This window comes from Bacteroides sp. 1_1_30, from assembly GCF_020982715.1.
Lineage (GTDB): Bacteria > Bacteroidota > Bacteroidia > Bacteroidales > Bacteroidaceae > Bacteroides > Bacteroides xylanisolvens.
In genome coordinates, this window is sequence record NZ_JAJKHN010000126.1 from 1 (window position 1) to 13,481 (window position 13,481).

Sequence of the window (13,481 nt, forward strand, 5' to 3'; positions counted from 1 at the left end):
CTATAAATTTAATACTTTGATCGCTATGTTTCTAATTATAAGTGAAATATATTTATTCTTATATCGAACTCACGTTAAATATAGGAAGTTCTGTATTAAAATGAATTTGATAAAATATAATCCTGTTTCTTATTTCTGATTACTGAAATCCGTCACCAATAAAAATAAATAAGCAATTTTACTCTCATACTCTCATCAATCGTTTGAAAAGCCTTTATTCATCGGAGTTACAGGTATGAGAGTAAGTATGATAGTAAGATGAGAGTAACTTTTACTCTCATACCTTGTCATAAGCGTCTTGATTTTAGTTGAACTTCTTACATTCTATAATTAGAGCACTTTGCTCACAAGCTTAAAACAATATGTTTCAAGCAATTAGATTTATTAATACAGATAACAGTTACCGATAATCTCTTTACGGGTGACATATCCTCCATGTTCTTCTATCAGAAGTCTCAATTTATCATCCATATCACTCTTATCTTATTATGTACAAATATACGGCATTTATTTCTAAGTGCCGTAGTTTTGTACATATTTTCTTTTGATACAAAAGTGAGTAGAAGCATGACTTAACTATTTTTCAAGCAAAAGAAATTACAGTTCCGAGGCGGGAAACTCCAGTTCCCACCGTAGGAAACGAGCGTTTCCAAGGCAGGAAACGACAGTGTCCATGTATGGATACCGCAGTTTCCGTACGTAGATACTGCAGTCTCTTTATAGGGATACCATGAACCTCCCATAGCTTTGCATAAAGAAATCAAGGACTTTTCTTTAGTTATATTATACGTTGCAGATACTTTATCTGCAACGTATCTGCAACAGGTATCTGCAACGTTCCAACTGCCTATTTACTAATACATTACAAGCGTTTTGTTGCAGGTGGCAGATACTTTGATGTTTTTTAAACTTTATGGGAGAAGATTATACTCATTCTTACTACTATGAAAACAAATCATTTAACGCCTCGCTCATACTAGGATGAGTAAAAATGAAGTCACGCAGGAAAGTATAATCCTGACCTGTCTTCATTGCAACAGCAACTATATTGATTACTTCGCTGGAATCAGGCGCAAACAGTATACAGCCCAATATTTTTCCCGTATTCTTATCAATAACAGCTTTCAAAAGGCCATCCGTTTCTCCCAATGTTTTCGCTCTTGGTATCGCCATAACGGGCAATTTCTTGATAATAATATCCAAATTCTGTTTACGAGCCTCTTCTTCATTCAATCCGATACGTGCTAATGGAGGATCAATAAAAACAGAGTAGCTAACCGGATTGCGATCATTGGTTGTCCGTTCTTTATCGCCAAACAGATCCTCCCGGATAATCCGGTAATCATCCAATGAAATATAAGTGAACTGCAAACCACCTTTCACATCACCAACGGCACGTATATTCGGTTGGGTTGTTTTCAGGTATTCATCCACAATGATCGCTCCGCGTGCATCCGTCTCCACTCCGGCCACTTCCAAATTCAGATCTTTCGTGTTCGGCCGGCGTCCTGTAGCCAGCAATACAGCATCAGCTTCAAGTTCCACCACCTCACCAGTTTGTGAATCAGAAAAAACAACGACTGCTCCATCTTCGATATGTTTCACAGATTGAACCTTTGCATTCATTCGAAAAACAATGCCTTTTTTCTCTAATGTTTCTTTTACACTTGCAGCAATATCCCGGTCTTCACGCACAATCAGTTCAGGATAACTTTCGAGTACGGTCACCTGTGAACCGAACGAAGCATACATAGACGCAAACTCCAAACCGATGTAACCGCCACCGATAATAACCAGCCGGCGGGGAAGCTCGGTCAATTCCATGATTGAGGTACTTGTATAAACCAACGGATTACCCGCAACTCCATCAATGGGAGGAATAACTGTTTCTGCTCCCGTATTGATAATAATTTGCTTCGATGTCAGCATTATTTCTTCAGTAGATGTACGGACAGAAACCACATCGGAAGAGACAAAAGAGCCCACACCTGTATAGACTGTTACATTGGGATTATCTGCCAGATTATGGTAATTCTTATTTCTCAATGCACTTGTCACAGCTTCTTTCACAGAAATGGCATTGCGATAAAACTCACTCCTTTCTTCAAATGTAGCATCTTTCATACCGGAAGCAATTTTAGCCTGATGAACCAATGTCTTGGTCGGAATACAGCCAATATTAATACACGTTCCTCCATACATTTTATCCGAACGTTCAACAATGGCAACTTTTCGCCCACGCTTTGCAAACTCTGCCGCAAGGGTCTTCCCTCCCTTGCCAAAACCGATAATAATAACGTCAAATGCATTCATATCCATATAGTTTTAATTGGTTCTAAATTTACTTGTTAAGTTCATAACTAATGATGTTGCAAAGTTCACTGTTTTTGAAAGAATGAACAATAACCATTTTACCGGATAAGTTAGCAATTATTCCCATATAGAATAAAAGTAACAAATAATCAAAATCGCCGGAGCAGATCAGTGACTTGCCCGGCGATTTCCCTATTGAATCGATTCCCACTTACTATCTATCAACGGTTGGGATGAATATCCAGTTTGACTGGTTTTATCATATTTTCAGGTTCCAGAATGGTATCCAAATCTTTCTTGGAAAGGATATTATGTTCCAAAACAAGTTCATACACTCCCTTTCCTGTTTCCAATGCTTCTTTAGCTATCTTGGTAGAATTTTTATAACCAATCACCGGATTCAGGGCTGTCACTACGCCAATGCTGTTGTGCACATCTCTCCGGCATTTTTCTTCATTGGCTGTTATGCCGTCGATGCATAACGTACGCAAGGTATCGAAGCCATTCATCAACAAGTCGGCAGACTCGAAACAGCATTGCGCCATCACCGGCTCCATCGCATTCAGCTCCATTTGAGCGGCTTCGCCACTCATGGCCACACAAAGATCATTTCCTATCACCTTATAAGCCACCTGGTTCATCACTTCAGGAATCACCGGGTTCACTTTTCCCGGCATGATGGATGAGCCCGGTTGCATAGCCGGCAGATTAATTTCGCCCAATCCGCAACGCGGACCGGAAGCCAGCAACCGCAAGTCATTGCATATCTTATTCATTTTGACAGCTATACGCCTCATCGCTCCCGAATAACCTACCATGCAGGAAGTGTCCGAAGTGGCCCCCACCAAATCATCGGCAAGTTTTATATCCAGTCCCGTAATCTTGCGCAAAGCGGCAATGCACTTCTCCGCATATTCCGGTTCGGCGGTGATTCCGGTTCCGATGGCCGTGGCTCCCATGTTGACTGTCAAAAAGTCCTGCGCGGCAAAATCAAGATTCTTCACTTCATGTTCAAGAATACTCGCAAACCCGTTGAAGGTCTGTCCGAGAGTCATCGGTACGGCATCTTCCAGTTGGGTACGTCCCATTTTGATGATATGCGCAAACTCACGTCCTTTCTTCCGGAAAGCCTCTATCAACACTTCAAAATGCTTAACCAATTTCAGATGAGTGTAATAGAGTCCAATGTGGATGGCGGTGGGATAAGCATCGTTGGTAGATTGCGAGCGGTTGACATGATCGTTAGGCGAACAGTATTGATACTCTCCGCGCTGATGCCCCATCAATTCCAATGCCCGGTTGGCAACCACTTCATTGATATTCATGTTCGTGGTAGTACCCGCTCCTCCCTGAATCATATCTACGGGGAACTGTTCGTGATGCTTTCCTTCAAGTATTTCTTTACAAGCTCTCAAGATAGCATCCGTTTGTTCTTCGGTTAATAAGTCCAGTTCGCGGTTGGCAACGGCGGCTCCCATCTTTGTGATAGCCAATGCCTGGATAAACAAAGGGTACTCATTTAAATGAAACTTACTGATGCGAAAGTTTTCGATACCGCGGAGCGTCTGTACTCCGTACAGTGCACTTTCCGGCACTTCACGACTACCTATCAGGTCACTCTCCGTACGAGTTTTTTTTGATAAATTTTGTTCCATATCGGTTGTTTTATAATAATAACAGTTTCGTTAGTTCTTATAATAACCAATGAGTTTAGTTATTGTTTTAATAAATATGCAAAAACTATTCAAAGACTTTTTTGTTGTTAATACAAGAAAAAGAAAATACAAAGAGAGAAATCACTTATCTTTGTTGGGAACTTAAAACAGCATCTTATGATATTACAATTAGCATTTGTTCTGACAGCTATTATTATTGGCGCACGCTTGGGAGGTATCGGCCTCGGCGTGATGGGAGGAGTTGGGTTGGCTATACTTACGTTCGTTTTTGGTTTACAACCCACCGCGCCTCCTATCGACGTTATGTTAATGATTGCCGCAGTGATTTCGGCTGCTTCCTGTATGCAGGCAGCCGGCGGACTGGACTATATGGTGAAACTGGCAGAACATTTGCTTCGTAAGAATCCTTCACACGTCACCTTGCTTAGTCCGCTGGTGACTTATCTGTTTACTTTTGTAGCCGGAACGGGACACGTCGCCTATTCTGTGTTGCCGGTCATCGCGGAGGTTGCCACCGAAACCAAAATCCGTCCGGAACGTCCGCTGGGTATTGCTGTCATTGCTTCCCAACAGGCCATTACAGCCAGTCCGATTTCCGCGGCTACCGTAGCACTTCTCGGGCTCCTAGCCGGATTCGATATTACTCTGTTCGACATTCTCAAGATTACGATTCCCGCTACCATTGTCGGCGTGTTGGTCGGTGCTTTATTCTCTATGAAAGTCGGTAAAGAATTGGTGGAAGACCCCGAATATCAGAAACGTCTGAAAGAAGGATTATTCAACAATAAAAAGATAGAGATTAAAGATGTGAAGAACAAACGTTCCGCTATGATTTCCGTCCTTATCTTTATATTGGCAACTGCGTTTATCGTACTCTTCGGTTCTTTTGAAGGAATGCGCCCCAGTTTCCTGATCGACGGGGAAATAGTTACATTAGGAATGTCTTCCATCATCGAAATCGTGATGTTATCGGCTGCTGCCATTATCCTGTTAGTGACCAAGACTGACGGAATCAAAGCAACGCAAGGTTCCGTATTTCCGGCAGGCATGCAGGCAGTGATTGCCATCTTCGGTATTGCCTGGATGGGAGATACCTTCCTTCAGGGAAATATGGGACAGCTAACTCTTTCTATTGAAGGGATCGTGCAACAAATGCCGTGGCTGTTTGGTGTCGCGCTGTTTGTGATGTCTATTCTACTATACAGCCAGGCTGCCACAGTTCGGGCACTTGTGCCTCTGGGCATTGCGTTGGGGATTTCGCCTTATATGCTGATCGCCTTGTTTCCGGCAGTGAACGGATATTTCTTTATTCCGAATTACCCTACCGTAGTGGCTGCCATTAATTTCGACCGTACCGGGACAACAAAAATCGGCAAGTATGTGTTGAATCATTCGTTCATGATGCCCGGCTTGGTATCGACGATTGTTGCCATTGCCCTGGGACTGCTCTTTATACAAATATTTTAATATACATATATTATTAACCTAAACATCATTCAGTTATGAAACAATTCAAAAGCTTTGGACTGGTAGTAGTCACACTACTATTTTCTGTAACAATGGCATTTGCCGCCAAACCGAACATTCATATCCTTGCCACCGGAGGAACGATTGCAGGCACAGGAAGTTCAGCTACCGGAACCAGCTACACAGCAGGACAAGTTGCCATCGGCGCACTGCTTGATGCCGTGCCCGAAATTAAGGACATCGCCAACGTGACCGGAGAACAGATTGTCAAAATCGGTTCGCAGGACATGAACGATCAGGTTTGGCTGACGCTTGCAAAAAAAATAAATGAACTATTGAAACGCCCGGACATCGACGGCATCGTGATTACTCACGGAACCGATACGATGGAAGAAACGGCCTATTTCCTGAACCTGACCGTTAAAAGTGACAAACCGGTGGTACTGGTAGGTGCCATGCGTCCGTCTACGGCTCTAAGTGCCGACGGCCCGTTGAATCTTTATAACGCCGTAGTTACCGCCGCCGCAAAAGAATCCAAAGACAAAGGAGTACTGGTTGCCATGAACGGACTGATCCTTGGAGCACAGAGTACGGTTAAAATGAACACGGTCGACGTGCAAACTTTCCAAGCTCCCAACTCCGGCGCGCTAGGTTATGTGTTGAACGGAAAAGTATTCTATAATCAGGTGACGCTAAAAAAACATACCACCCAATCCGTTTTCGATGTTACTCATCTGAACGCACTTCCTAAAGTAGGTATCGTATACAGCTATTCCAACATCGAAGCAGATATGGTCACTCCGATGCTCAACAACGGCTATAAAGGCATTATCCATGCAGGAGTAGGAAATGGAAATATCCATCAGAATATCTTCCCGGTACTGACAGACGCCCGTCAGAAAGGAATCCTTGTAGTCCGTTCTTCCCGTGTCCCGACAGGTCCTACCACGTTGGATGCAGAGGTAGACGACGCCAAATATCAGTTTGTGGCTTCACAGGAACTGAATCCGCAGAAATCACGCGTTTTGTTAATGCTTGCACTAACCAAAACAACTGACTGGAAACAAATTCAGCAATATTTTAACGAATACTAAAAGCCTGACCTACTTATGAAAAAATGGATATTTATGTTGCTCCTCGCGGGCAGCATACAGGGAGTATATGCTCAAAAAACGGAGAAGAAGGATAAATTCAACCCGAACACTCCCCTATTTGAAGAACTGACAGACGTGAAAAAGAAGACAGATAAGTTCAATCTTTATCTGAATATGCAAGGAAGCTTTGACGCTCATTTCCAAAATGGTTTTCAGGAAGGTGACTTCAATATGCACCAGCTCCGTATCGAAGCCAAAGGAAATATCAACAACTGGCTTTCTTACCGCTATCGCCAGCGCCTCAACCGCTCGAACGATGCAAACGGCATGATTGACAATCTGCCTACTTCCATCGACTATGCCGGAATCGGTATCAAACTGAATGACCAGTTCAGCCTCTTCGCAGGAAAGCAATGTGCCGCATACGGTGGTATCGAGTTCGACCTCAACCCGATCGACATCTATCAGTACAGCGATATGATCGACTATATGAGTAACTTTATGACCGGACTGAATGTAGGTTATAACATTACTCCCGAACAACAACTTAACCTGCAAATACTGAACAGCCGCAACAGTTCGTTCGACAATACTTACGGAATAACGGAAGATGCCGAAGGAAATCTTCCCGATCTGAAATCCGGCAAAATGCCGCTGGTTTACACCTTGAACTGGAACGGTAATTTCAATAACGTATTCAAGACCCGTTGGTCGGCTTCTGTCATGAACGAGGCCAAAAGTCACAATATGTATTATTATGCTTTAGGTAACGAGTTGAATCTTGGCAAATGGAATGCTTTCGTCGATTTCATGTATTCAAAAGAGGATATTGACCGCAAAGGTATTATCACCAGTATCGTAGGCCGTCCGGGCGGACACAATGCCTTTGATGCGAATTACCTTTCCGTGGTTGCCAAATGTAATTATCGTTTTCTGCCGAAATGGAATGTGTTTGTGAAGGGTATGTATGAGACGGCTTCCGTGAGCAAGGCATCCGAAGGAATAGAGAAAGGCAATTACCGTACTTCCTGGGGATATTTGACCGGTATCGAATATTATCCGATGGAAACCAACCTGCATTTCTTTGTGACGTATGTAGGACGTTCGTATGATTTCACCTCCCGCGCCAAAGTGCTGGGACAGGAGAATTACAGTACCAACCGGATTTCCGTAGGATTCATCTGGCAGATGCCTGTATTCTAAAAAAACAGCCTCATTATTATACAAAAAATACCCGATAGCCTTCTTGCAAAGGTTATCGGGTATTCTTATATGTTCGGTCTTTTTTAATCAATACTCTTCCTCATTAAAGAAGAAATCCTCCTTACTAGGATAATCCGGCCAAATATCTTCGATACTCTCATAGATTTCGCCCTCATCTTCCATCTCTTGGAGGTTCTCAATAACTTCAAGAGGAGCACCCGAACGCATGGCATAATCAATCAATTCATCCTTGGTTGCCGGCCAGGGAGCATCTTCAAGTTTTGATGCTAGTTCCAATGTCCAATACATAATCTTGAGTATTTTAAGTGAATACTAAATTTGTCTCGTTTTCTATTTTTCGGCAAAAGTATAATAAAATCTATCATTTCCAACTATTATCCCAAAATATTTCATTATTTTGTTCATCAAAATTAATTTTTCGGGATAATACAAACAAATAATCTGATAATCTGTTGACAAAAGCTAATACTTCAGGAGAAATTGTACAAGTTTCGGACAAAGCCAGAATGCGTCTTTCAGCTCTCCGGCAAATCGTACGGCAAACATGGCAAACGGCTGCTCCACGACTTCCGCCGGGAATGATGAAAGCACAAAGTTCGGGTAATTGCTCGTCCAGCTTATCAATCTCCCGCTCAATACTTTCCACATGCTCGGGGGTAATGATGCTGGCGGGTTTCAGTTGCATTTTCTCCTGGTCGGTGGCCAGGTGTGAACCGATGGCGAATAACTTATGTTGAATACTCAAGATAAAATCCCGGTCGGACTCCTCCTGCAGATAAGTGTGCAGCCATCCCAGGTGAGAATTTAATTCATCCACCGTTCCGTAAGCTTCCAGGCGGATATGAGTCTTTGGAACGCGACTTCCGCCGACAAGACTGGTAGTTCCTTTGTCTCCGGTCTTTGTATATACAAGGCTCTTTTTCATAACTTTCTTTTTTACTATTATAGATGGTAAACGTACAAAGGTTCTTAGAAGTTGATGATATACTGCTGTTTTATCTTCGTTTTATCAAAAAATAGCAAACCGACATCATACAGGTCGAAAGTTATTCCGACCCTTTCGTCAGCCTGCCACTTTTTCCAAAGCACTTTCATCTCTTTGGAATAGCAGATACCATGGACTACAAATACACTTTTAAGGGTAGTACGGTGTACGCAAACCCGAAATACTTCTTCCAATAAGTCCGGATTTTGGTAATCGTTCAGATACAGAAAATCGACTGAAGTATCCGCATCCAGAAACAGTTCCGACAAATCGGAAGCAAAGAGATAAGAAGCCGATGGTTTAGCAGACTGTAAGTACAGGGCTGTCGAGGAAGGACGCCCAACCTCAATAATCGTATCAGGCTGCACTCTATTTACCAACCGGAACAAAAAACGGTTTACCTTTTGAGAACCTTTGGTCCACCCACACTCTCTTACCATCTTTTTTTGTTCTTCTTTCAAGGAAGAATAAGCATAGTAAGGCATCTTCTCATAAATTACATCGGTAATGAGACTGAAAGCAAATGGGGAATGGACACCATATCCGCAACGATGACGGAAGCGGGAAAGCCAGATAAAAGGTCTTTTTATACAGAGTAGAAGATTCATAAAACAATCATTCGTATTTTTATTCTCCCGACAAAGATATATTTTTTTATTGAAAAAGGGTTGGTTCTTTGCAGGAACCAACCCTTATTCATTTATTCCAAGTTACTACTGCAGTCTGAATGACACAGGCACAGTATATTTCACTCGAACTTTCTTACCATTTTGCACTCCGGGAGTCCATTTCGGCATAGAACTTATCACGCGGATAGCTTCTTTATCCAAATAAGGATCAACCCCTCGCACCACTTCAGGATTAGAAATCGTTCCGTCTCTATCTACTACAAACTGAACAATGACTTTTCCTTGTGAACCAGTTTCTTGCGAAATCGTCGGATATTTGATATTGCTACCTAAATATTTCATTAAAGCAGCTGTACCTCCAGGAAACTCCGGCATGACTTCAACACTTACGTGAATAATGTCTTCAACTACCGTTTCTGTTTCTACCACTGGTGGTATCCAAATAACGTCATGAACTGCATTCATATCCTCTGACACTGTAGAAACGTTATCCGTCACCTCCATATTGTTTTCCACTATTTCGAACAATTCTGTTACCTTAGTTTCGGGAGGAGGAGGCGGTTCCAGTTTCTCTTCAGGGAATGTGATCGGAACTAGCTCTGTTACAAAGATGGATTCATCATCTGGTGATAGTGCTGCAACTCTGACATCATGTTGTGTCCATTCGAACGAAACGAACATGAAGGCTAGCGCAACAACCAAACCCATCAACAACCAAGAACCCCGTTGATTCTCAATTGCAGCCTTTTTTGATTTCTTGGCTTCCATAAAAAATGTGTTTAAGTAATTAATAATAGAAAATATATAGTATATATACTACTTTTCGTTTTTCCTCTTAAGCATTACTTAAAGTGCTCTCTCGCTGCAATAAATATAGTCTTTTTATGGATAGGTTGTTACGACGCCCCTTGTTTATTTTATTCTTTTCTCTTCTTTTCGATAAAATTTATGAATTAATCCTCATATCAGGCGACCTGCCCATTCCTGTCAACAATAGTCCTTGAATATATGTCTTTCAAAGCACACTAGAATAAATCTTTGCTAATCACCCAATCTTTCATCTTTCACCACTTATCACATTCAAAGGAACAGCTATTTCTTTCCTGAACTATTAATAGATAAGTTCATATAAACTTCCTTTTCACTAATAGATAACTTATTCTTCACCTGATTCAAACTATAAATGCAAGTTCTGTTTTTATAAATGAAACTTTCGTTTATAAAAACAGAACTTGCATTTATATAATCAAAGCTTTCATTTATAGATTACAAACAGCCAAAAGGAACTTCTCTATTAGACGAAAGAAACTTTGCATAGGAAAGAAAGGAAGTTTTCTATTAATAGCCAATGCAAGAGATAGTACATAAGAAGATTCCAATAAAGAGAAGATTATATATTTGGAAAAACAATCAACGGTATACAGTTAACCAGATATAACGGCATATTTCAGCAATAAACGGGATGCCGAACTGTCGCTAAATAGGTTCGCACTCATCAATATGGATGAATTTGACCAGAACCGAGTGAGCCAGCAGTCATTTCTGAAACATATTCTTCAAAAATCGGTTGTCAACGTCCGGCGTCCGCATAGCACCGCTACTCAAGAGATGCGCCGATACAGAGGATAAATTTGCAATAAAATGAGATACGGTGAAAGATGGCAGATCAGTGACAGATCATTTTACATCTATCACCAACGTACAACTACCATAGACAGGGAGTTTCAGCAGAAGGTGAAAGATTGAAAGATAAAAGCATGAAAAAGCTTTAGTGGAGGGAATATAGATATAAGACGAAACATCGTCTAACAAATTTTCGTTCTACTTAAATTGAAAAATAGACTCATTTAAATGGAGCCTGCATTCAACTTTAATAGAACGAAAATGGTCATGTAGATTAAATAAATTATTTATGAAAGAACCGAAAATAAGTATAGCGTCATAACAGATTATCTTTTACGATTCTCCGTTTGACAGGTTTAGATTAAACGAATAGTACTTATTTTGCTTTTTTCTTTTTCTTCGCGTTATCCTTCTTACGCATATCCTGGTATTTCTTATATTGTTCATCGGTCAGAATGCTTTTTATTTTAGCATCTATTTCCTGCCTTTTCTTTTGCATTTCTTCCCGCGTAGGCCTTTCATTCGATTTATTTTTCGCAGGTCTCATTTCTTTCATTGCAGCTTTGAAATCTTTGGCCTGCTTTTCATTCAAGCCCAGATCGGCAACAATCTGTTCCATACGTTTCTCTCTATCAGCCTTTCCATTCTGACGATTTTGAGCCATACATACAGTTGAGCCAATCAATAACGCAACTGCCAAACTTAAAATTTGCTTTCTCATCATTTTAATTCTCATATTAAATAAGTTATGTATGTTAGACCTCACAAATGGGTGAAAGTTAATTCGATAATGAGGCTAAAACTGTTTTTTCACATTATTTATCAAAGGGCAGCTAGTATCACATCGAAAAACGAATAAACGTTTTCTTATCCGGTAAAAAAACAGCAGCATCCAGTTTATCGGTTTAAAAATATTATTTCTATATTTGCAGGAAACAGATCAAAAGCTTGACATACCCTTATGCAAACCTATTACAAAACCGATTAATAATTAAAACGATGAGAACACTTTTCTTTATTCTGCCATTTATCTTTATCACTACAGGATGTATTAAACAGAATACAGAAAAAAGTGATATTTTGACAACAGAGGATATAGCCAAATTTGACAGTTTATTTAATGCCTGGGAAAAAGAAATACACAACAATCCCAAAGCACAATTAAGTTCAAGTACCCGTGCTTACACCATTTTACCCCAATTCAAAGAGCTAAAAGCTATGGGTAAGAAAATTATCCCATGTATCATAGAACAGTTTGAAAAGGACAATAACACTTTTTTTGCTTTACCTCTTTATGACGAATTACAAGATAATGACAGCCTAAAATCTCACAGAGAAACAAGCGAACAAGATAAAGTGAGCGAGATTGTACAGAAATTCAGAGAACAGGAAAAAAGAAAGATGTGGGAAGAAGCTAATAGCTACAAGACGTCTATAACCGACACTACTTTCCTGAAGACAAGAGGGACGATGTCGTATGCTGCAATAGATTTATTCACGGGACGAGGTTTCAATAAAGATTACGCATTTAATCAGGTTGTCTATTTGAAAGCCTTACAAAGAGCCCAGAAACATCTGTCTGTCGTAAATGGTCAGTTGGCATGCGACTTAAAGTCAGGTACAGAAATATATATTTCCGAAGATTTATACCTATTTATCACCGACCTTTTTAAGGATTGGAATACGTGGCTGGAATCGGGAAAATATGAGATAATAAAAGACGAACAAGGGCTTTATACAGTGTTACCTAAGAAAACCAACCAGTCATCGCAAACGAACTCCGTCACATTGCGACCTATTCCCCGTGACATTCCGACTGGAGAGAACATAAGTCCCGCTTCGCTTTCTATAGAAACAGAACACGATCATTATCCGCTATCAACTACAGAAGTAAAAATAACCATCACCAACCACTCTCACTATGAATATGAGTGCGGAGAAAAATACAGCCTTGCTTACTATAACAAAAGTAAACGGCAATGGGAAACATTGCCGACCGATCCTGTCGTTAATGATATACTGTGGATTTTCCCACCGGAGCACCCGAGTCACCAACAAACAATTAAACTCTATACATCAGAATCCCCCAACCATCCAGGGAAATACCGTATCTACAAATCATTCAACAGAGGCACCAAAGTGGCTTATGGAGAATTTGAATTACTACCTTAATGTGAATTTCCAACAACAAGCACACTCCGGATCAGTAACATTCGGATAACAGCTAATCATTTCAGTAACGATTCTTTCGTCGATGACGCGTGCAAATCCATCATACCCGAATTTCGGGGCTCAGTCTGAAAACTTGGGGGATTAATTTTTGTCAATTCCCTTCATGCATATACCTTTGCTAGCCTAAAAAGGAAGAAGCTCATATCCACTACTCCTCTAAATGATGCCCTAAATGCTTTGATTTTAGCATTAAATGCTTCCGCTGCTGCATTTGTACTCCTGTTCACAAAGAAGTTCA

11 protein-coding genes and 2 pseudogenes are annotated in these 13,481 nt (G+C 40.8%); 4 read left to right on the plus strand and 9 right to left on the minus strand.

Annotation, left to right across the window (positions count from 1 at the left end):
* Nucleotides 1-942: 942 nt before the first annotated feature.
* A complete protein-coding gene (locus tag LPH68_RS23960; protein WP_055236303.1) occupies nucleotides 943-2,313 on the minus strand; it encodes an FAD-dependent oxidoreductase in 1,371 nt (456 codons plus the stop codon).
* A gap of 221 nt (nucleotides 2,314-2,534) precedes the next feature.
* Nucleotides 2,535-3,968, minus strand: coding sequence for an aspartate ammonia-lyase (locus LPH68_RS23965; protein ID WP_004313441.1), 1,434 nt, complete (start codon nucleotides 3,966-3,968; stop codon nucleotides 2,535-2,537).
* Nucleotides 3,969-4,145: 177 nt separating this feature from the next.
* Between LPH68_RS23965 and LPH68_RS23970 the strand changes: the two genes are divergently transcribed.
* From LPH68_RS23970 to LPH68_RS23980, 3 genes are read left to right on the plus strand one after another with little or no spacing between them, the layout of a single operon-like run.
* The gene (locus LPH68_RS23970) at nucleotides 4,146-5,456 is read left to right on the plus strand and encodes an anaerobic C4-dicarboxylate transporter family protein (RefSeq protein ID WP_004313440.1); all 1,311 of its coding nucleotides are present in this window, start codon (nucleotides 4,146-4,148) and stop codon (nucleotides 5,454-5,456) included.
* Between the two features lie 35 nt (nucleotides 5,457-5,491).
* Nucleotides 5,492-6,550: an L-asparaginase 2 gene (gene ansB, locus LPH68_RS23975; RefSeq protein WP_008023076.1), complete on the plus strand. Its 1,059-nt coding sequence runs from the start codon at nucleotides 5,492-5,494 to the stop codon at nucleotides 6,548-6,550.
* A 15-nt stretch (nucleotides 6,551-6,565) separates the two neighbouring features.
* The gene (locus tag LPH68_RS23980; protein ID WP_055236301.1) at nucleotides 6,566-7,753 is read left to right on the plus strand and encodes a porin; all 1,188 of its coding nucleotides are present in this window, start codon (nucleotides 6,566-6,568) and stop codon (nucleotides 7,751-7,753) included.
* An 87-nt stretch (nucleotides 7,754-7,840) separates the two neighbouring features.
* Here the strand turns inward: LPH68_RS23980 and LPH68_RS23985 are convergent, their stop codons facing one another.
* The 5 genes from LPH68_RS23985 to LPH68_RS24005 form a co-directional block, all read right to left on the minus strand.
* On the minus strand, nucleotides 7,841-8,062 hold the full coding sequence (locus tag LPH68_RS23985; RefSeq protein WP_002558131.1) for a DUF2795 domain-containing protein: 222 nt from the start codon (nucleotides 8,060-8,062) through the stop codon (nucleotides 7,841-7,843).
* A 73-nt stretch (nucleotides 8,063-8,135) separates the two neighbouring features.
* On the minus strand, nucleotides 8,136-8,699 hold the full coding sequence (locus LPH68_RS23990; protein ID WP_008642670.1) for a cob(I)yrinic acid a,c-diamide adenosyltransferase: 564 nt from the start codon (nucleotides 8,697-8,699) through the stop codon (nucleotides 8,136-8,138).
* A gap of 44 nt (nucleotides 8,700-8,743) precedes the next feature.
* Nucleotides 8,744-9,367 carry a hypothetical protein gene (locus LPH68_RS23995; RefSeq protein ID WP_015531739.1) on the minus strand — a complete coding sequence of 208 codons (624 nt, stop codon included), beginning with the start codon at nucleotides 9,365-9,367 and terminating at the stop codon, nucleotides 8,744-8,746.
* A gap of 105 nt (nucleotides 9,368-9,472) precedes the next feature.
* Nucleotides 9,473-10,156 (minus strand): energy transducer TonB, encoded by a 684-nt coding sequence (locus LPH68_RS24000; protein WP_008023080.1) that lies wholly within the window; start codon nucleotides 10,154-10,156, stop codon nucleotides 9,473-9,475.
* 1,231 nt (nucleotides 10,157-11,387) lie between these two features.
* Nucleotides 11,388-11,732, minus strand: coding sequence for a hypothetical protein (locus LPH68_RS24005; RefSeq protein WP_008015740.1), 345 nt, complete (start codon nucleotides 11,730-11,732; stop codon nucleotides 11,388-11,390).
* 278 nt (nucleotides 11,733-12,010) lie between these two features.
* On the opposite strand from LPH68_RS24005, the gene LPH68_RS24010 reads away from it, so the two are divergent.
* Nucleotides 12,011-13,183 (plus strand): immunoglobulin-like domain-containing protein, encoded by a 1,173-nt coding sequence (locus LPH68_RS24010; RefSeq protein WP_008642664.1) that lies wholly within the window; start codon nucleotides 12,011-12,013, stop codon nucleotides 13,181-13,183.
* On the opposite strand, the pseudogene LPH68_RS24015 reads toward LPH68_RS24010, so the two are convergent.
* Nucleotides 13,175-13,276, minus strand: a pseudogene (locus LPH68_RS24015) (DUF6125 family protein); the annotation flags it as partial. The gene LPH68_RS24010 and the pseudogene LPH68_RS24015 overlap by 9 nt on opposite strands.
* A gap of 68 nt (nucleotides 13,277-13,344) precedes the next feature.
* A pseudogene (locus LPH68_RS24020) lies at nucleotides 13,345-13,481 on the minus strand (transposase); the annotation flags it as partial.

Coding starts and splice junctions, on each gene's coding strand:
- LPH68_RS23960 (WP_055236303.1), bottom strand. CDS start 2,313: ATGAATGCATTTGACGTTATTATTATCGGTTTTGGCAAGGGAGGGAAG.
- LPH68_RS23965 (WP_004313441.1), bottom strand. CDS start 3,968: ATGGAACAAAATTTATCAAAAAAAACTCGTACGGAGAGTGACCTGATA.
- LPH68_RS23970 (WP_004313440.1), top strand. CDS start 4,146: ATGATATTACAATTAGCATTTGTTCTGACAGCTATTATTATTGGCGCA.
- ansB (WP_008023076.1), top strand. CDS start 5,492: ATGAAACAATTCAAAAGCTTTGGACTGGTAGTAGTCACACTACTATTT.
- LPH68_RS23980 (WP_055236301.1), top strand. CDS start 6,566: ATGAAAAAATGGATATTTATGTTGCTCCTCGCGGGCAGCATACAGGGA.
- LPH68_RS23985 (WP_002558131.1), bottom strand. CDS start 8,062: ATGTATTGGACATTGGAACTAGCATCAAAACTTGAAGATGCTCCCTGG.
- LPH68_RS23990 (WP_008642670.1), bottom strand. CDS start 8,699: ATGAAAAAGAGCCTTGTATATACAAAGACCGGAGACAAAGGAACTACC.
- LPH68_RS23995 (WP_015531739.1), bottom strand. CDS start 9,367: ATGAATCTTCTACTCTGTATAAAAAGACCTTTTATCTGGCTTTCCCGC.
- LPH68_RS24000 (WP_008023080.1), bottom strand. CDS start 10,156: ATGGAAGCCAAGAAATCAAAAAAGGCTGCAATTGAGAATCAACGGGGT.
- LPH68_RS24005 (WP_008015740.1), bottom strand. CDS start 11,732: ATGAGAAAGCAAATTTTAAGTTTGGCAGTTGCGTTATTGATTGGCTCA.
- LPH68_RS24010 (WP_008642664.1), top strand. CDS start 12,011: ATGAGAACACTTTTCTTTATTCTGCCATTTATCTTTATCACTACAGGA.